The organism is Paenibacillus psychroresistens, assembly GCF_009728935.1.
GTDB classification, from domain to species: domain Bacteria; phylum Bacillota; class Bacilli; order Paenibacillales; family NBRC-103111; genus Paenibacillus_AC; species Paenibacillus_AC psychroresistens.
Window position 1 is genome coordinate 7567996 of the sequence record NZ_CP034235.1, and the last position, 19786, is coordinate 7587781.

Sequence of the window (19786 nt, forward strand, 5' to 3'; positions counted from 1 at the left end):
TGACTGCAATGAAAATAGCTTTCTTCGATTCAGGGCTCGGTGGAATAACGGTATTAAATCAAGCTATGAAACAGCTGCCTCACGAGGATTTTTTGTATTTTGCCGATACCCTTCACGTGCCTTATGGGACTAAATCCAAGGACGAAGTAAACCAATATGTCAAAAGCTCTATAGACCGCATAATCCAAGAAGATGTTAAGGCTATTGTTATCGCATGTAACACGGCAACTAGTATTGCTGTTTCGGAGCTGCGAAGCTCTTATAAGATTCCAATCATAGGTATGGAGCCAGCAGTAAAACCGGCAATTGAAATGAACCGTACCAGCGGTAAAAGAGTGCTTGTTCTAGCTACGACGCTAACTCTTAAACAAGACAAATACGCGGAATTAGTTTCCCGCGTAGATGATCAATATATTGTTGACTCCTTACCATTACCTGAGTTGGTTCTGTACTGCGAATCATTGATGTTTGATCAGAAAATAATCACAGATTATTTCAACAGAGTGTTCTCCGAATTTGACCTCAGTATCTATGGGACAATTGTACTTGGCTGTACCCACTACCCCTTCTATAAAGCTACATTGCAGAGTATCTTGCCCAGTCATATTCAAATCGTAGATGGAAGCAAAGGAACTATTAAGCGACTTACCGAGGTATTAAAAAATCAGGATCAATTAAGTTTACATGGTCATTCAGACATCAAATTCTTATGCTCGAATAATGACCCTGCTTACATTAAGAAGATGGAATTGGCATTAGCATTTCTGCAAAATGAAGCTTAAATGACCTTTAAACAAACCGGCTTATTCATCTCATAAGACTCTCCAGTGGGAGTTGGAATTCCGTCTGCGCCTAATGACAGTACAATAATCGAATGGCTATCTTGATTGGCAGCCAGCAAATATTCTCCATTTGGCATAATAACAAAGTTACGCGGGATTTCCCCTTTAGTAGATGAACTTCCTGCCCATTCTATCCTTCCATCCTCAGCAATTCTAAAAACGGCTACACTGTCATCTCCGCGATTGGAACCATAAACATACGAGCCTGAGGCAGATATATGGATATCGGCACAATAGCTTTCTCCTGAGAAATCATGCGGAAGCGTGCTCAATGTTTGCTGCAGAGATAAGCTTTTTGTTTGCTCATCGAAGGTGTAGAACGCAATCGTCGAATCTAGCTCCTGAATAACATATACATACGGCTTTGTTGGATGAAAATCCACATGTCTGGGACCTGCACCTGCTGTAGCAGGAGCTGCTGCGAGTAAATGCAGCTTTCCTTCTAATGCATTATGTGAATAGATATAAATTTCATCGGTACCTAAATCCGGCACAAATAAGTAATTGGAATCGGGATAGCTGAAAATAGAATGTGGATGGGGCTCCTGTTGTCGATCCAGACTAATGCTGCTGCCCGTATGCTGTTTGAAATCAGCAATGGGTCCAATGGATCCATCTTCAGCTATAGGAAACAAACAGACACTCCCACTTGAATAATTTACCGAAAATAACCAACTCCCCGTTGCATCAACCGTTAAATGACAAGGTGACGAACCTTGTGTGGATTGGCGATTCACTTCTTTAATTTCTCCGCTGTTTAAGTCATAGGTAAACGCGATGATTTGCCCCTCTTCTACTTCACTAACTGCATAAAACCTTGATCGTTCGGGATCTATTGCTAAGAAGGCTGGGTTTTCCACTCCCGCAATACCTCCTACCCGCTTTATAGTTCCCTCCGCAATATTAAACCTTAATAATTGAATGCCTTCTTGCTCTGATTCAGAATAGGACCCTGCAAGAATATAAACGTCTTGTTGATTAATTGTATTTCCCATTATAGATTCTCCTTTAATAGAAATGATTCGTTTGAAGCTGCAAGCTCCCTCACGTTTTTCCATTCTGCGAGATGCTTTTCTAAATGATCGACCAATTGGTTAATCTCCAATATAAAACTATCTTTATCATTTGGTCCCATGACTGTTATTGCATGTAAGATTTCCAAGGAGAATGGATTATAAACTGGAAGCACAGAAGACAACTTCTGTAGAGCGTTCTCTAATGGAGATACCCTTTCGGAGATGGTCTGGATTTCCTCATTCTTTGCAGGTTTCTCAGACTTCTCAATTTTTATAGATGCTGGTGCTTTGGGTTCAACTGCTTTTGCTCTTTCCGCTCTATTTTGCTCAAAAACGGACCAGGTTTCTATCAGCTCGCGCCCTGTCTTATATAATAATTTATTTTTCGTGCTGTCCGATATGTCTTTATCCTTAAATAACTTGGCGATTCTTTTGACATCACTCACTGAAAGCTCATCTTTAGCAATAAGTAATGCCAATGGGTTCCGGTGCTCGATTGGCAATTCCTTAATGGGCATTAGCTGCTCTTCTGTAAGCTTGTCTTTCTTAATTTCCGTGCCGCTAACGACTAGCTTTTTCACGGCATTGCTGAATTTGAGCAAATCACATTTGTTTTTGATGTAAGCTTCTGGCTTGCCTAATTTACTAGACAGGTACTTGGTAGAGCTGCTGAACTTCGGATCGGTTAAAAGCTTATTGAATGCTTCTGCTTCCTCAATTGGCGAAAAACCTTCTCTGGTCAAATTCTCAGCAATCTGCTCCAAATAAATTTCCAGTTCATCGGTTACATTGGAAACAATACAAGGGATTGTTGGCTTACCCAACGTTTTGCATGCTTTATAACGGCGGTTGCCGTAAATGATTTTATAGCGGCCGTCCTTCGTTGTTCTCACTTTGATCGGAGATAGCAGCCCAAGCTCTTCAATACTTTTCATTAATTCCTGTAGGGATTCTTCATCAAATTGGTACCGTGGCTGATCCGTATCTTCATCAATCATATGAGTTGGGATTGTGACAATATCCATTTTATATCTCCTATCGTTTGTTAGATCGCCTGTCTTTGTTATGAGTAGTTATATCTATTATATAACACGGTCCAAGCTGTGGGAATATTTGTTTAATCGAACGGTCTCTGAATAATTATATATTTTTATGTATAATGCCTTTTTTTGCTGCTTGTAGTTGCCATTCTAGCTCCTTTTGGCCTGTATCCCTTTGCCTCAGCATTCCTTTAAGGCGTCGTTAAATAAAGATTTTATAAGTAATATATGCCTTCCTTAATACAAGATTCTGGACTAGGAAAATCAGCCTTAAATCTCCCTACTTTTCATTAAATTTTCTTGTAGTGGTGAAAACTTTATGTTAAAATATAGGAACATACATTCGGTATTGGGGTGATTGAATTGTTCAAAGACTTAACTACGGAGTTTGCATCGTTAGTAGAATTTCAAGCTCGTTTTTACTCGGAGGAAGCCTGCGCCGATTATTTATTTGCTCAGAAATGGCCTTGTGGATTTATTTGTTCTCGCTGTTCGCATACCCTCGCATTTCGGATCGACACCAGACGGCTGCCGCTCTACCAATGTATTCATTGCCATTATCAAGCCTCTCCTACGGTTGGTACTATAATGGAGAGCAGCTCAACTGATCTTCGCAAATGGTTTACCGCTTTATTTCTCGTCTCTTCAACTGAATCAAGCGTTCATGCCTTACGCTTAAGCAAATTGATTCAGGTTACCTATAAAACAGCATGGTTGATGCTGCGTAAGATTCGCCAATCCATTACGCAGGCTGACCATTCCGTTAAACTCACTGGTACAGTCTATGTTGATGAGGGCAAATGCGGAAAACCTTGGACCAATAATTTCTATTTTGAAGCTGATGAATTCCCTGTTTTAGTGGGAATAGCCATAGACGACCAGAACCAACCTACTTATGTAAAAATCCAGATGGTACCTAAATCCGATTATACCGACACGGACATATTACCTCGGGCAATTTGCGCGTTCCATGATACACATGTCGATGATGAAGCTACAATGACCCATTCTGCCAGAGTTCGAATGAAGCGCAAGGATATGAGAGGTTATCCTACATTTAAAAAAGCAAAAACATGGATTAAGAAGACTTTTCGAGGTCTAGCTCAGCATCATCTTCAGCATTATTGGAATGAGTTCTGTTGGAGAGTTAACTCCAAATTTCATAATCAGTCACCATTTGAGTCACTGTTGAATTTATGCGCTTTTACCCCTTCTTCACTATACGCTAATCTTGTTAAGTAATTATTACTCTATTGGTCAGCGAATCTGAGTAAACGCAATTGCTGATCTAATGACTTATCACTGATTCTAGCAACACTTTAGGGAATACTGAGGCAAGGGGATACAGGCCAAAAGGAATGAATAAGACACCCTAAACACCACCCCATTAGCAAGGAATTATTCTATGCCAAAAACCCCCAATTTCCTTTTACACAAGGGAACTAGAGGTTTCTTAGACTTAAGTATTTAAAAGCAAGTGAATGTTTGTATTTGGCGTAGATCGACTCCAAAATACATCCAGAAGCGACCATTCCATCTAAAGCCAGCTGCTGAGGTACGACCTACAAAGGTGGGAAAGAACCAAAACCCTTCTCCATTGTTGAGCCAAACAAAGGTGTTGCGGAATAAGCAACCCGAGATAGCTCCAGGATCAACTGCTAATAGAGTGGCGCTAGGTTGTTGAGGCGTAAATTGGGGTGGCGGGGCAGTTGGCGGCTGAGATCCTTGTGGACCAGATGAGCCAGGCCATTGCTGCTGCCCTGGTGAACCTGGCCATGGACCTTGTGATCCTTGCCATGGCCCTTGTTGTGATCCTTGCCATTGCTGCTGTGGCCACTGAGGTCCTTGCGAACCAGGTTGTCCTTGCGACCATGGAGACCATGGAAATCCTTGTTGTCCTCCTTGAGATCCTGGTGGTCCTTGAGATCCTGGTCCTTGAGGCGGTGGTGGCGGCATGAATACCATTCGATTTCACTCCTTCGAAGTTAGGCTATCCCACATTGTATGCACGGGCTAATGCCATGGATTGGGCGCACCCAATTGACTTCTTCTGAAATCGTATGATATAACGTATACAACCTTAATAAGAAAATGCAATGACGGATCAGGGTGAATGCCACCCCAGTAGGCGTTTGCGATATCTTCAGAGAGTCAGCGGTTGGTGCGAGCTGATGTGACGCAGAATGCACGAATTACGTTCCTGAGCAAGGAAAGCGAAACAATCTACCAAGCTGACTTTGTGTAATTAACAAAGTAATGAGGGGATTGGATTAGCTTTTACTCGAGACCGCCTCGTTACCACGGACTAAAGCGTTGACGTTGCAAGCAGAGAGATTCCCTATGCTGCAACGGCTTCATTAGGGTGGTACCGCGGGTTAGCCTTCTCGTCCCTACAGGGAGAGGGCCTTTTTGCGTTCACAAAAACTTTGAAATGAGGTGCAGTTATGGTTAATCAGTGTATGGAATTAACGGAAACACAGAAAACAGAGGTTGAACGGCAATGGACTATTCTGAGCAAGGGGACTTTCGAGATTATTCCTGAGGATGCCTTTAAAGAGAAAATTACAGAATCGATTTACTTTAATCGCCCGCTTAATATTAAGCTTGGTTTGGATCCTACTGCACCTGACATTCATGTAGGGCACACTGTCGTGCTGCAGAAGCTCAAGCAGTTCCAGCTTTGGGGCCATCAGATCCAGCTGGTTATTGGTGATTTCACAGGTAGGATTGGCGATCCAACAGGGAAATCGGAAACACGCAAGCAGCTGACAGAAGAAGATGTTATTCGTAATGCGGAGACTTACCGCAGCCAAATTTATAAGATTCTGGACCCTGCTAGAACTCAGGTTTTCTTCAATTCGAAATGGCTGGCGTTATTAAACTTTGCCGATGTGGTACAGCTATCCTCCAAAGCAACAGTGGCACGCATGCTAGAGCGTGATGATTTCAGCAAACGATATTCAAATGGCCTTCCCATCCATATTCATGAATTCTTTTACCCGCTAATGCAGGGTTACGATTCGATCGCTTTGGAAAGTGATATTGAGATTGGCGGTACTGACCAGAAATTCAACCTCCTCATGGGTCGAACTTTACAGAAGGAATATGGCAAACCAACTCAGGCCATCATGACAATGCCACTTCTTGAAGGTTTAGACGGTGTCCAAAAAATGAGTAAAAGCTTGGGTAATTATATTGGGATTGATGAAGCACCCAATGAAATTTACGGTAAAGTCATGTCTATCCCTGATGCGCTGATGCTAAAATACTATGAATTGGCCACAGAGACCACTATGGATGAGTTACAGCTACTAAAAACAAATTTGACTAATGGTTCAGCGCATCCACGAGATACGAAAATGCAGCTTGCCAAGCTACTTGTCCTTCAGTTCCATGATGAACAAGCAGCGATTGCTGCAGAGCAGCATTTTATCTCTGTTTTCCAGCAAAGGGCATTGCCCCAAGAAATAAGTGATGTTGCTTTATCAGCAACCGAACTAGGAGATAACGGATTGATTCGCGTAGCCAAGCTGCTTGTTTCACTTCAGCTTCAATCCTCATTAAGCGAGGCAAAACGCAGCGTTCAAGGTGGAGCCGTCTCTATAAACGAGTTTAAAATCTTAGATCCCAATGTAGAGCTAGAAGTTCGAGAGGGAGACATTATCCAGGTTGGAAAGCGTAAATTCGCCAGAATAATATTTATTTAGAACATAATCAACCACATTTCAACCTTCATAGAGGTTAAAGTGTGGTTTTTTTTCAAACAATTTATTTACACATTAGAAAACTATGGTAATATAGTTATGGGTCATGAGACCTATATAATAATCACAGGGGGTTTTACAGATATCGACACCGTAACTGGAATTTCAGCAAATTATTCAGATCGTAATATCAATACAAACGCTAGGTATGTTAGACTAGATATAACTTAAGGTAGCGTCCATTCAGCATCTCCGAATTGGTTACCGGATTTGATGGCTACGCCAGAATTTATGAACTCGAAGTTTACAATTAACTTGAGGAGTGAGTGAATGCGCAAAACGTTCTTTTTTCTGATTGTGTTAAGTTTGTTTACAATTATATCTGGATGCAGCAAATCTGCTAACCGTGATCCAAGCCAAAGCGCTAGTCAAACTAATCTGAGTGATAAGACGGAAGAGAGTTTTACTTTGCGAGTTACATACTGGGCAAAAGATAATAACGGATATTTTAGAGCAGTAGAAAACAAATTTAAGCAAAAGTACCCCAACTCGTCGATCACTTGGGAGAAATTAGACGAAAAAACGTTTGCTGACGACACGGCAAATCAATTAAAAGCAAACCAAGCTGCCGATATTATTTTCAATCAAAGTATTAAAGCGTATACAAAAGCAGGTTACTTGCTTGATTTATCTGATCAGCCTTGGGTGGATCGTATGATTGATTCAGCCAAACAAACGGTTGCCTTTAAAGAGAAGACCTACGGGGCGGCATTAGATGTAAGTACCTTTGGGGTGTATTACAATAAGAAGATTTTTGCAAACCTCCAGCTGGAGCAGCCTAAAACTTGGAATGATTTTGTAGAGCTATGCAGCAAAATCAAGCAATCGGGAATTTCCCCCATTATAGGCGGCTTTAAAGATACTTGGACCATTCAAGGAGTTTACATCCCGATTGCTGCAACAGCCGAGTTTGAAAAAAACCCTAAATTTGAAATGGATCTTTACGAAGGCAAAGTGAAAATTGATGGGCCTGAAGTGAATGGCGCACTAAACAAGTTCAAACAGATAGCTCAAGGTGGATTTTTTAATCCGGATGCTTTAACCATTGGCTATGAGGAGTCGACCGCGCAATTCATAGATGGAAAAGGCGCGATGCATTTGATGGGAAGCTGGACACCGGGAGTCGTCGATAGCAAGACCAAGGATTTTCAAATGGGATTTTTTGCATTGCCCGACGAAAATGGAAAAACAGTTATGGCTGCAGCTCCCGACAAACAAGTTTCTATTAATGCTAAGACCGCTTATCCGATTAAAGCTAAATATTTATTATCACTGCTCCTTGATAAAGATATGTTAGCGCTATATAGCAAGAATATAGCTCTATCCGCTTTTAAAGATGTCATTGCTGAATATACGAATCCGGCTATGAAGGAAGTGCAGAAAGCTTTGCAGCTAAATCCAACTTCGTTTAACCCTGGACACTTGATGACTAACTCAGCTAATGACTCGATTAATAAGGCATTGAATCAGATTCTTCTAGGAAAAGAACTGCAAAATGAATTAAAAGAAGCGGATGATAACTATATTAAGGATAAGTCAACTCTTATTCTAGATTGACGGTGAAGTAGTATGAGATTCTTAATATATTGGCTTCGACTAAAAGGCTTAAAAGAACGTATGCGTTTTTTGGGGATTTCATTGGTGCTTTTAGTAGGTCTATTGACGATTACCTCTTATTCTTTCACTCAATATCGACAAACGGAAACTAACCAAATCAATTCTATGCGGATGAATGGCGCCATACAACAAACAACAATCGATAGCTGGTTTGCTACAAGAGCCTCCGAAATCCGCATATTAGCTAATCTGCAAACCTATAAAAATATTGATCTGGATAGCATTCAGCAAAACATGAATTTTTTCATGAAGAATCAGCACGAATTCGAAGCTCTTTCCTACGTAAATAAAGAAGGTATTGTCGAATTCAGCACGATGAATCAAATTGGTGTTTATTTCTCAGATCGTACTTTCTATGATGAAGCGCTAAAAGGTAAGGAATATATATCCGATGTGCTGATGGGTAAGGTCTCCAAACAACCGACGATTTTATTCTCCGCTCCCATTATAGATGTGAATAATCAGTTTCTGGGGGCCGTTTACGGTACTGTTACACTAGAGACGATTGATCATTTTATGGATCAGTTCCAAAATGGCAATAGTGGCGAATCTTATTTAATGGATACAAATGGCTATTTAATTACAGATTCGAGATTTGCGGAAAATCGCAAAAAGCTGGAATTTAAGAATGAAAGTGAAATTCTTAAACGGGCCAAAATAGGAATTGAATCCGCAGCGGTTTATACGAACTATCGGAGCAATCAAGTGTTTGGGACCTACCAGTTAGTCAATAACTCAAAGTGGATTGCGGTAAGTGAAATAGAAAAAAATGAAGTGCTTCATAGCTTTTACCAACAATTGATGGTGATGAGCGTCATTATTTTCATTGTGCTAGCCATTGGATTAATTGGGATGCTGCAGCTTGCTAAACATATTGAACAACCCATACAAATGCTGTTAAGGGGAGTTAGTCGGCTGCAGAATGGTGAATATGATTATCAAATCCATTACAGCGATTTAAAAACAGCCCCAATGGAGTTAATACAGTTATGTGAAGCATTCAATCAAATGTCGCAAAATATTCATGAAAATGAGCTGCAGCTTAAACAACAAAAGGAAGATTTGGCCGTTTCCAACGGAGAATTAGAGCAATTTGCTTATGTGGCTTCACATGATTTGCAAGAGCCCCTAAGAATGGTAGCAAGCTATGTACAGCTTTTAGCCAAGCGCTATAAAGGTAAGCTGGATCAGGATGCGGATGATTTTATCCACTATGCTGTTGACGGATCGCAGCGGATGCAGAGTTTAATCAACGACTTGTTGGCCTTTTCCCGAGTGGGGTCTAAAGGCAAAGAGTTCAAGATAGTCGATTTAGGAATTGTATTGCAGCATGTATTAGCTAATTTACAACAAGCCATTCTTGAGAACGGCGCTGTTATCACCCACGACACGCTGCCTACCCTAACAGCAGATCCTACACAAATTGCGCAGCTATTGCAAAATTTAATCGGAAACGCGATTAAATTCAATGATGCCAGTCGAATACCTACCATACATATTGGTGTTCAGCGTGTCGGCGAGGATTGGCAGATTTCCGTACAAGATAATGGTATTGGCTTTGATTCCCAATATAAAGAACGAATTTTCCTCATCTTCCAGAGGCTTCATACGAAATCGAAGTATTCGGGTACAGGTATTGGATTGTCCATTTGCAAAAAAATCGTAGAACGCCACGGCGGAAAAATTTGGGTAGAATCTGAAATGGGCCTTTCCACAACCTTTTACTTCAAGCTACCAGACAGAGGAGATCAACAAATATGATGGATCAAAAATTAAGCTCGGATGTAGAAATCCTTTTAGTGGAGGATAACCCAGGAGATATTAGATTAATTGTTGAAGTGTTAAAGGATGGGAAAATTAAAAACAATTTAAGCGTAGTGGAAGATGGAGAGCAAGCTCTTGCCTATCTCCTGCGTGAAGGTATTTACACGGATGCGATCGTACCTGATATTATTTTGTTGGATTTAAATTTACCTAAAATAAATGGAACTGAAGTACTTGCGGAAATCAAAAAACACCCTCTGCTAAAACATATTCCAGTTATTATACTTACTACCTCTGAAGCAGAGCAAGATATTCTAAGAGCATACGATTTACATGCGAATTGTTATATTACTAAACCGGTCAACCTAGATCAGTTTTTAAATGTTGTTAGATCCATTGAAGAATTTTGGTTGACTATCGTCAAGATACCCAGGAGGTAAGCCCATTGAGAAGTAATCCGGAATCAAGCATACCCTCCATCAAGGTTTTATTGATTGAAGATAATCCGGGCGATGCCAGGTTGATCCAGGAAGCCTTATCGGATACGGAGCAAGTACATTTTGAAGTCAAATGGGTCGATAAATTAGATTCTGGTATCGAATGGGTTACCAAGGATGTATTTGATGTTGTATTGCTCGATCTTTCCCTTCCGGACAGCCATGGAATAGAGACGATTATTTCCCTTAGGGAGCAGGCACCTATTGTGCCCATTGTCGTTTTAACCGGACTTGATGATGAACAAGTGGCGATGAATGCGGTTAAGCGTGGGGCTCAAGATTATTTAATCAAAGGGCAGGTTAATCCGACACTCATTATGCGATCCATGCGTTATGCGATCGAACGTCATCGTTTACAAGATGAGTTATATAATTTATCGATTATTGATGAGCTGACCGGCCTTTATAATCGAAGGGGCTTTTTCAACCAAACCGAACAGCTGCTTCATACATTTGGTGAGGATAACAAAGGTTTCTATATCATTGTTGCCGATTTGGATGGTATGAAGCAGATCAATGATTCCTTCGGCCATCATATTGGTGATTTGGCTTTAATAGATACAGCAAATATGTTAAAAGAAACATTCCTAAACTCCTCGATTATTGCAAGGATGGGTGGCGATGAATTTATCGTAATCATCCCTCAAAAAAAGGAAGAATATGTGGATCATATGATTATTGAACAAGAGCTTAACACTAAAATGAAGACCCGATTAACAAGCTTTAATCTAAGTGCAGGAAGAGTTTTTTATCTTTCCATTAGCCTTGGAGCCTCTTACTACAACCCGGATGACCAAGTTACTTTAAGTGAATTGATTATTCAAGCAGATCAGCGAATGTATACACACAAGAAAGAAAAGATGAGATGAAACTAGAGTCTCCCCCAAATCACATACACAAAAAACAAGCGTTGAGTCGAATTGATTCATGCTTGTTTTTGTGTTGAAGCCTTATTCGGAATCAAATATATGCTTCTTGCTGACGGTTTCTCCAGATTTAGCAAGCCCAGTTAGATCAAAGGCTTTACCTTGCTCTTCCTCAATGAAAGCATACCAGAGCGTAATGTTACTCTTTGAAGTTATTAAGTCTGCTATAGTTTCTTGTCCTGTTTTCACAGATTTAATGGTTACAGCTGTAATAGCCGGATTATTGACGGTCCCGAAGACTAATGGGAATGGGGAATGGTTGAAGAAAGATCCCTTGGTTGCATCCATATATTGAAAGGACCAAGCGGTTTCATTCCCAGACGCAGCAGGCAAGCTATGTCCGCCTCCAACCGCCCACTTCCAGCCAAGGAAGCTTTTATTCACATAGTCCGCAGAGAGTACGGGTGCTCGCTCTCCCTCTTGACGCATATAGAATACTACTTCTCCGTCCCGAACCTCCCTTTCCTCCAAAAGCTCGCCAATCGAACCGCGTTTTCGTTCAATTTCATCTATAGCCGTGCCGGATGACGCTTTATTTAAATATAATTTCACACCAAACGCTAAGGCAATAACAATTAACACAATGACAATTCGCTTCAAATGGACCTCCATGCTTACGCATATCTATTTTTTTGCTGTATCTGCACGAATCTCAGCTACTAGCTTAACCATCTCTGGGTCCGCTGCAGTTCGGTAATAAATCATGCTTGTCCGTCCACCGTCCAGCCTCCACCATAGCCAACCTTTTTGCGATTTATTTCTAATGTCGTGAGGATTTACCGTAACATAAATGCTGCCTAGCTCATCAACGAAAACGGCTCTACCTTCATCTGATATATAGGAGAACTTAAAAATACCTGTCTCGGGTAAAGTTTTTATTTCTAGATTAGTTAACTTAGTCATAGGCTTATTAAGATTAAGCGCAAAATAACGATTCAGCAGCTCTTTATTCTGATAATTTACCTTTGTTTCAGCAAGATAAATCGACTCCGCAAATTGGCCATAATCAGCAAATCCTGTTTGTTTCGGAACCACATTCCGTACGGAATAAGAAAGGACAATAAAAGCTATAAACACCAAAACAATTAACAGGATAACGGCTCGTTTCACAAAATTAATAAACTTATTGTAACCCCAAGACACTTAAATGATCACCTTCTCGTAACAAAGGCTGGATATACAATCCACATACTCTCCGAACTTATCGATTGCCTGATAGCCATGCTTTTCGTAGAAGTTCACGGCTTCTGGCTGCGCTGCCCCGGTTTCAAGCTTTATCCGTGTAAATTGCAACGCCTTCGCTTGCTCCTCGAGAAAGACCAGCATTTGTTTAGCAATGCCTTGTTGCCTAAAAGCAGGCTCGACATAAAATCTTTTTAATTCAGTTGAATCCGCATCTATCGGACGAATCGCGCCACAACCTACTGGAGTTTCGTTCTGATAGGCAATAATAAAGACAATTTCTGCAATACTTGGATCGGTAAAGTCGACAACATGCACTTCATCCTCCGGATACCTTTGGTATAAATCCTCATCCAGCTTTGCTATTAAACCGATTAACTCTATGCTCTCATGAGAAACGAGCTGTACGTTTATTTTATCCAATTTAGTTATGCCTCCATTTTCTATGTAGTAATTCAATTAAGTAGTATAGACTACTATACATTTTACCTGATTAACTAGCAAAAGTTGCTTCATCCAGATAAATGCAATTCCTTCCATGGATTTGTGTTAAAATACTAGTTAGAGCATATCGATGAAAATAGACAGGAGTGATGGCGTGGATAAACGTTTTAATCAGGATCTTTTTCATATTCGCAAGCACATATTGACTTTTGCTGGAGCTAAACTGGAGATTTTTGACGCACAGGAGCAGGTCATCTTTTTCTCGAAAATGAAGGCGTTTAAGCTTAGAGAAGATATTCGGATTTTTAGTGGTGAAGATATGCAAGAAGAGTTTATCTCCATACATGCTCGCAGCGCGTTGGACTTCTCCGCAATCTATGATGTTATGGATAGTAAAACCGGTGAGAAAATCGGAGCTTTGCAAAGACATGGCATGAAATCGATGATTAAAGATGAATGGTCCATTCTGAATGCAAATGATGTGCAGGTGGGCAAGATTCAAGAGGATAATATTCTGCTTGCCATTCTAAGACGCTTTATTGGTTTGATTCCACAAAGCTTTAAGGTTGAAATGAATGGCACTCCAGTAGCTGAATTCAAACAAAACTTCAATCCATTTGTCGTTAAGCTGAATTTGGATTTCTCGATGGATAAATCACAAACCTTGGATAGACGTCTAGGGCTGGCTGCAGGTATTTTACTTTGTGTTATTGAAGGCAAACAGGACTAATCTTTTATTACCTATTACATAGACACAGTAAAAAGACTCTCTCTGCCTAATCAAGGCTGAAGGAGTCTTTTTGGAATATTACTCCGTACGAAAGTGAACAGCATCCAGCGTTGCCTTATGCCCTAATGAATTCCAATTGTGTTTTTTCAAAAGCATTGCTTTTAGAATATGTTTTCCAGCTGGTAGACCGCCAATAGAGCATAACACTATGGATGGTTGTGCATCTATGTTGTATAAATCAACCTCCATTCGGACTTTACCGCTATCTATTTCCACCTCAAGCATCCCGTAATCCGGCCCTTTCCCACCAATAAGCCTCAGCTCAGTACCGTTAAAAGTATAAGAGAAAGAGCTTCCAATCGCATCGCTACTCGTAATATCATTGCAATAACAGCCTTTATGTGGAAAAATCGATTCCCATTCACCCTTATACACGATCATCGGATTCGAATCATTTACTCGATTCCATTGATCTGCCCTTGTCTTCCCTGTTTTCACTTCATAAATGGCATCCAGAAAATAGGTACCCTCCTGCTCTGTAGGCACGATGCCAGGTCCACCTTCATCGATTTCATTCCATGAGTAAATACATACAATCCCTGGACTGCCTGCTTTCTTCTCATTCTGCTGAACCCATTCACAGGTGGATTTGAGATGCTCAAGCCACTCGTCATGAGTTGGAAGCTCAAATGAAAATCCATATTGAATACCTGTCTGCAGAGTCCACTCACCTAGATCTCTTGGTCTTGGGTCAATAGCGGCACCTATGCCTGGAACAATCTGCAGACCGTGCGAGCTCTCGAGCTTCTCCCGATCATGAGCTGCCAGTGCTGCATAAGCATGATGCCCTTTCAGCTTGATTGAGGCTGGCCCGTAATCGGAAATGCCATCGAGACCGAACCGAAGAGCTGATGCATAATCATGCCTCATATCTACCAGGAAAGGTTTGCCCATTCCCGCATTCAATAACTGCTCCGTCAAGTAATCGAGTTCCTCTCGCCAATTACAGCCAAAGCCCTTATCCACAGAATCGAGAAACTCTGTATCCATCCAGAATAACAAGGGACGATTTCCTTCTACCTTTACATATTGGGGATCTCGCATTTTCTCCACAAATTCGGGAACGAAAAGCTCCCTCCAGCTTCCAAGGTGCTTGCCTGCTACCCAGCCCGTCTGCAGCACGAGGCAAAACTGCATTAAATGATGCTTAGCTGAGCTCATGTAATCATTCAAACAGCCATTTATTTGAGCAATGCCCGGATGCTCATCATTTTCCGGGTACCAGACGAAAGCCCAGAAGTCGAGCTTAGCTTCTGAAGCATAATCAATCTCTTGGTCCATGATTTCAGCATGCTCTGGAATCCCCGAATTAAACCAGCCATAGAAAGGCTTACGAAAATCATATGCCGTATAAAGCAAAGGGTCGACAAAGCCGGGATACGTATTGCCTGGAAACCAGGCATCCCAGCGGATAGCGCCAATGAGAGGAAGCGAAGCTCGATTTAAGGCTTGTTGATCCGTCATTCCATTCACATCCTGTGAATTATTTTACTCTGCTGGCCGATGGCCAAAAACATTGCGTATAGCTTCTAGATAACCCATTCCATGTACGGTATCTGGCTCCAGATAACCGCCTTCCGTCCACTCATTCCATGCATAGATCGTTAGAATTTTCGGCTGGGTCTGGCCCTCGTCCAGAAATGCTTTGATTTGCTGCAATGATTTTTGAAAAGCGGCTGGCGTGTTGTCCACATAGATAACCGTGTCCGGATATGGGCCTATTGTATAATTCTTCGTTTGATCTGTTCGCGGGCTTGGATCCCATCCCATCGTCGCATTGGGATAGTAAGGAACAGCGAATTTATCACGGAAAACAGACCAAAGCTGTTTGGCTTCCTCTGCTACCCTGCCGAATGGAATCACCGGGAATTCAACTGAAGCTTCATTATGAAACCAAACATATGAGGTGACGCTATCGATGCCTACCTTCCGAATCAGCAAATTGGGATCATCCCCAATCAGCTCACGATGCTCTGCCTGAAGCCCCCATTCCACTGCATTCAAGTGCAGCTTACCGAATCCAGCAGCCTTTGTTTTCTCACGAAAGCTTTCCAGCGCTTCCTTCGTTTCCTCTATCCCACCTAACCCACGGATTAAAGTATGCATTTCGTAAATCGAAAAATATAAGCCATCATTGACGCTCCAGTAATTAGGATAAGCAAAATATTGCTCTACAATATAATCTGTCATGACCTCAAAGCGTTCCCGCGTGACCTCATTATGGTTAGCCCACATCAAAGAAAAATTTAACCGATTCATATTCGCTGCTTGCAGATATCCTTCCTCCAATGCTCTATGCAGGAATGGCCCCTGTTTAGCACTGCCCATATCCCAATACCAATCGTAGATAAATCCCGTAATACCGTGATCTGCAGCAGCATTAATCTGCTTCTCCGAGACAGCAGGATCTGCTTCATCCAAGTCTCCCCACAGTGGGGTTTTTGGCTGTTGATGTCCGGGAAAGCGCGGCTTAGCCAGCTTTAGTCCGCGCCATTCCGACCAGCCTTCTCCATACTTCTGTTCATTCTGTGGATCGGCATGCCATTGTGGAAAATAATAAACTGCTACTTCATAAGGTTTGCTCATTAAGGAAATCTCCTTTTGTATATTTCTAAAACTGTATTATCCCTTCACTGATCCTACTACAAGACCCTTAAGCATGTATTTCTGAGTGAACAAGAATAGAACAATAACCGGTAAAACCGTCATCACGCTTGCTGCAAAAACCGGTCCATAATCAATAGATTGACTATTAGCCATGAACTGAAAGACCAAAGGCATTAACGTCATTTTCTTTTCCTGGCTGAGAAAAACTAACGGAGTCAGGAAGTCATTCCAAATGATATAGACATTCGTAATTACATAAGTACCCGTCGCAGGCAGCAGTAATGGAAAAATAATACGCCAAAAGTTACGGAATCTTCCACAGCCATCCATACTCGCGGACTCCTCCAGCTCACGGGGAATCGACTTGGTAAATGCCGAATACAAGAAAGTGGCAAACGGGAGTTGACTTGCTGTATACAAAATCACAAGAAATATCCGTGTATTCATCAAATGCAGCGAGATAGCCAGTTTAAACAGCGGAATCAAATTGCCGATTGTTGGAATAATCATGCCTGATAGAATAAAAATAAAGGCATACCGGAAAAATCGCTCGTTCATTCTAGCCAGAATATAGCCAGCCATAGAGCCAATAATAATCGTTAGCGTTAAAGAGCTTAATGTAACAAGCGTGCTGTTCCAAAGCCCATTGAAGAAGTTGATTTTATCAAATACCTTCTCATAGGAGCCCAAATATAGGGTAGTCGGAAAGCTAAATGTATCATAAAAGTCATTTGGTTCCTTAAGGCTCCCAATGAACAAGTAATATATGGGGTAAAGAAACAAAAGGGAGATGAGAATCAACACTAGCTCCAAGGGAAGTGACCGCGTTAACTTCAGCTTCATTACATCTCGACCTCCCGACGGCGTGTGATGGATAGCTGAATCAAGGTTAAAGTTATGATAATAAGACTGAGAATAACGCCTGCAGCAGACGCATATCCATAATCATTATTCTTAAAGGCTGCATTATAAGTAGCCAGATAAACCGTGTACGAAGCTTGACCAGGTCCACCATTGGTCAGGATATAGGGCAGATCGAACAATTTGAGCGCCCCCACTACAGTTAGAAACATCACAATCGTAACCGTTGACATCAGCATTGGCAGCGTAATATGACGGAACATCGCGATCCCTTTTGCCCCTTCGATGGAAGCCGCTTCATAAACTTCCTTAGGGATGGACTGCAGCCCAGCCAAGTAAATAACCGCACAATAGCCAATTGCCTGCCATTGGGTTAGCAGAATAATCGTGGGAAGGGCGGTCTGTACAGTGCCCAGCCAGTCATGCACCCAGGATTCTAAACCAATATGGGTCAGAATGGTATTCAGCACACCGCCGTACTTCAACAGCTGGCTCCAAACGACGGAAGTGACCACTAAGCTGATAATAACCGGAAAATAAAAAGCTGTGCGCAAATACGTTCTAGAACGAAGCTTCATGTTCAGAAGAACGGCTAATCCCAAGGCTAGCGTGTTCTGAATAATTATGCCGAATATCCCCATAATAAAAGTGTTTTTTAAGCCATGGATCATCCGTGGATCTTCAAAAAATCCCCGGTAGTTGCGCATACCGATAAACTTGGCCTTACTGATGGCATTCCAATCGCTAAACGAGTAAAAAATGCTCGATAGAAATGGATAAAAATTAAAGATGGAGAAGACCAGCAGCGCCGGCAGCAGAAAAAAAATACCGGTATAATAGGTACGCCGCTTTATACTCATTCCCCTCACCTGCTTCCCCAATAATTTCGAATTTTCTTGGCTTCCCTCTATGTTGTCTAGAAAAGGTCCCAGTCGCAGTAGTACTGCAACCGAGACCCCACCTCACGAAATTACTCGGCTGGAAGTATGACCTTACTTTTGTTATCATCAAACTTTTTCTGAGCCGCTTTTAAGTCGTTAGGATTAAATTTAACACCCGATACAATTTTGGTTACTTGCTCCGTCATAACATCCACTGCAACCTGTGGAAGATAAAGCACCCAGCCATTATGCGACTTTGCACTTTGCACATACGGCAGCACTTCATTCATAACCGGATTGTCGTATTTCACTTCAACACCATCAATCGCTGGAATTACGCCGCTGCCATTCTCGAATGGAGCATAAACCTCAGGACTTAAGATAACGGAAATCAAGTCCTTAGCCTGCTGCATGAGCTCCGTCTTAGCATTGACAGCTAACTGTTGATCGGTAGTTGGAGAAAGATCATAATAGCCTTTATCGTCTGATACTGGGAAATAACCAAGCTCAAAAGCTGCGGCACCTTTGCTGAAATTATCTGCTGCGGCACCTGGCATCCAAGGTCCTTGCATAATCATCGCTGCTTTTCCTTTAGTGAATAAATCCGCTGATTGCGGCCAGTCGATACTAAGCGCATCCTTATTCACATAATCTTTTTCCTTCAGCGTTTGGAAGAATTGCATAGCTGCTTGAGCTTCAGGCCCATCTAAAGTCTTCTTGCCGTCATATAAATCTTTACCGTATGTGTCATTGCCGTTATAGCCGAAGTTTTGCAATACATTGGTCAGATACATTTGGGCTGTCCAAGCATCCTTGAATCCAAGGGCAAGCGGGATAATGCCGGCTTGTTTAATCTTCTCGGTCACTGCAAAAAACTCAGCTGTATTTTTTGGTGCTGTGATGCCAAGATCCGTGAATATTTTTTTGTTATACCAGTAGCCGCTTACACCGACACCCATTGATGCGCCATAAATTTTGCCGTCATACTGCTTGTTCTCGTCTTTAGTTGCATGATAAGTGAACGTTTTTTTAACCGATGGAATTAATTTGGCTGCCCATGGTTCATTTGACAAATCCGCTAGAAATCCACCTTCTGTGTATTGAGACATCAATTGTGTAAAAAAGACATCTGGAGCAGAAGCGGATGCCAGCTGTGCAGTCAGTTTATCTGCATAGGGAGCACCTAGTGTAATTTCCCATTGAATCGTTCCTTTTGGATGAAGCTTCTTGTAAGCGGCTTCAATATTTGCTTTAAAATCCTTCATAACTGTACGATCATCAATAAACCAGGCACCCACTCGAATCGTAAATTCCTTCTGATCTGCACCATCTGTTGTTGGAGCTGCCGTTCCATCTGCTGTACTCGAGGCAGCACTTTCACTGCTTGCAGGAGTTTCCTTCTTCGTGCTGCATCCAACCAATAAAACACTAAATGTCAAAACAATCGCAATTAGCATTACCGTCATTTTCTTCAATTTAATCAACCCTCTCTTCTGATTCTCTGCTACAAGTTCATCCTATCATCGGTCGAGGTTCATGTAGATAGCTGTAATTT

At 41.6% G+C, this 19786-nt stretch carries 19 protein-coding genes; 9 read left to right on the forward strand and 10 right to left on the reverse strand.

All coding sequences use genetic code 11. The annotated features are described in order from the left end of the window. Positions 1–8: 8 nt before the first annotated feature. Entirely contained in the window at positions 9–782 is a 774-nt protein-coding gene (gene murI / locus EHS13_RS33965; protein ID WP_155704653.1) for a glutamate racemase, read from the forward strand. On the opposite strand, the gene EHS13_RS33970 is transcribed toward murI, so the two are convergent. Continuing rightward, positions 779–1837 (reverse strand): lactonase family protein, encoded by a 1059-nt coding sequence (locus tag EHS13_RS33970; RefSeq protein WP_162463389.1) that lies wholly within the window; start codon positions 1835–1837, stop codon positions 779–781. The genes murI and EHS13_RS33970 overlap by 4 nt on opposite strands. Beyond that, positions 1837–2883, reverse strand: coding sequence for a ParB/RepB/Spo0J family partition protein (locus EHS13_RS33975; RefSeq protein WP_155704655.1), 1047 nt, complete (start codon positions 2881–2883; stop codon positions 1837–1839). The genes EHS13_RS33970 and EHS13_RS33975 overlap by 1 nt, the downstream gene beginning before the upstream one ends. A gap of 378 nt (positions 2884–3261) precedes the next feature. Between EHS13_RS33975 and EHS13_RS33980 the strand changes: the two genes are divergently transcribed. The 7 genes from EHS13_RS33980 to EHS13_RS34010 all read left to right on the forward strand — a co-directional run bounded on the left by EHS13_RS33980 (position 3262) and on the right by EHS13_RS34010 (position 11409). Then, positions 3262–4140 (forward strand): transposase, encoded by an 879-nt coding sequence (locus tag EHS13_RS33980; RefSeq protein ID WP_162463390.1) that lies wholly within the window; start codon positions 3262–3264, stop codon positions 4138–4140. A gap of 467 nt (positions 4141–4607) precedes the next feature. Beyond that, complete coding sequence (locus EHS13_RS37680) at positions 4608–4856, forward strand: hypothetical protein (protein WP_155704657.1); 249 nt, start codon at positions 4608–4610, stop codon at positions 4854–4856. Between the two features lie 486 nt (positions 4857–5342). Then, positions 5343–6605 (forward strand): tyrosine--tRNA ligase, encoded by a 1263-nt coding sequence (gene tyrS / locus EHS13_RS33990; protein ID WP_155704658.1) that lies wholly within the window; start codon positions 5343–5345, stop codon positions 6603–6605. Positions 6606–6932: 327 nt separating this feature from the next. Then, the gene (locus EHS13_RS33995; protein WP_155704659.1) at positions 6933–8219 is read left to right on the forward strand and encodes an ABC transporter substrate-binding protein; all 1287 of its coding nucleotides are present in this window, start codon (positions 6933–6935) and stop codon (positions 8217–8219) included. Between the two features lie 12 nt (positions 8220–8231). Then, the gene (locus EHS13_RS34000) at positions 8232–10040 is read left to right on the forward strand and encodes an ATP-binding protein (protein WP_155704660.1); all 1809 of its coding nucleotides are present in this window, start codon (positions 8232–8234) and stop codon (positions 10038–10040) included. Further along, positions 10037–10483, forward strand: coding sequence for a response regulator (locus EHS13_RS34005; protein ID WP_227013682.1), 447 nt, complete (start codon positions 10037–10039; stop codon positions 10481–10483). Before EHS13_RS34000 ends, EHS13_RS34005 begins: the two co-directional genes overlap by 4 nt. Before the next feature lie 5 nt (positions 10484–10488). Further along, positions 10489–11409, forward strand: a complete 921-nt coding sequence (locus EHS13_RS34010) for a GGDEF domain-containing response regulator (RefSeq protein WP_155704661.1) — start codon at positions 10489–10491, stop codon at positions 11407–11409. 81 nt (positions 11410–11490) lie between these two features. Here the strand turns inward: EHS13_RS34010 and EHS13_RS34015 are convergent, their stop codons facing one another. From EHS13_RS34015 to EHS13_RS34025, 3 genes are read right to left on the reverse strand one after another with little or no spacing between them, the layout of a single operon-like run. Beyond that, positions 11491–12078, reverse strand: a complete 588-nt coding sequence (locus EHS13_RS34015; protein WP_227013683.1) for a hypothetical protein — start codon at positions 12076–12078, stop codon at positions 11491–11493. Between the two features lie 12 nt (positions 12079–12090). Further along, positions 12091–12609: a hypothetical protein gene (locus EHS13_RS34020; RefSeq protein ID WP_155704663.1), complete on the reverse strand. Its 519-nt coding sequence runs from the start codon at positions 12607–12609 to the stop codon at positions 12091–12093. Further along, positions 12610–13071, reverse strand: coding sequence for a GNAT family N-acetyltransferase (locus EHS13_RS34025; protein WP_155704664.1), 462 nt, complete (start codon positions 13069–13071; stop codon positions 12610–12612). It lies immediately after the preceding gene. A 175-nt stretch (positions 13072–13246) separates the two neighbouring features. On the opposite strand from EHS13_RS34025, the gene EHS13_RS34030 reads away from it, so the two are divergent. Continuing rightward, complete coding sequence (locus EHS13_RS34030) at positions 13247–13822, forward strand: LURP-one-related family protein (protein ID WP_227013685.1); 576 nt, start codon at positions 13247–13249, stop codon at positions 13820–13822. 78 nt (positions 13823–13900) lie between these two features. Here the strand turns inward: EHS13_RS34030 and EHS13_RS34035 are convergent, their stop codons facing one another. From EHS13_RS34035 to EHS13_RS34055, 5 genes are all read right to left on the reverse strand, one after another. Continuing rightward, positions 13901–15346 (reverse strand): hypothetical protein, encoded by a 1446-nt coding sequence (locus tag EHS13_RS34035; RefSeq protein WP_155704666.1) that lies wholly within the window; start codon positions 15344–15346, stop codon positions 13901–13903. 24 nt (positions 15347–15370) lie between these two features. After that, on the reverse strand, positions 15371–16468 hold the full coding sequence (locus EHS13_RS34040) for a glycoside hydrolase family 99-like domain-containing protein (RefSeq protein WP_155704667.1): 1098 nt from the start codon (positions 16466–16468) through the stop codon (positions 15371–15373). Between the two features lie 36 nt (positions 16469–16504). Continuing rightward, complete coding sequence (locus EHS13_RS34045; protein ID WP_155704668.1) at positions 16505–17332, reverse strand: carbohydrate ABC transporter permease; 828 nt, start codon at positions 17330–17332, stop codon at positions 16505–16507. After that, a complete protein-coding gene (locus tag EHS13_RS34050) occupies positions 17332–18210 on the reverse strand; it encodes a carbohydrate ABC transporter permease (RefSeq protein WP_155704669.1) in 879 nt (292 codons plus the stop codon). Before EHS13_RS34050 ends, EHS13_RS34045 begins: the two co-directional genes overlap by 1 nt. Positions 18211–18320: 110 nt before the next feature. Then, positions 18321–19697: an ABC transporter substrate-binding protein gene (locus EHS13_RS34055; protein ID WP_227013687.1), complete on the reverse strand. Its 1377-nt coding sequence runs from the start codon at positions 19695–19697 to the stop codon at positions 18321–18323. Positions 19698–19786 lie beyond the last annotated feature (89 nt).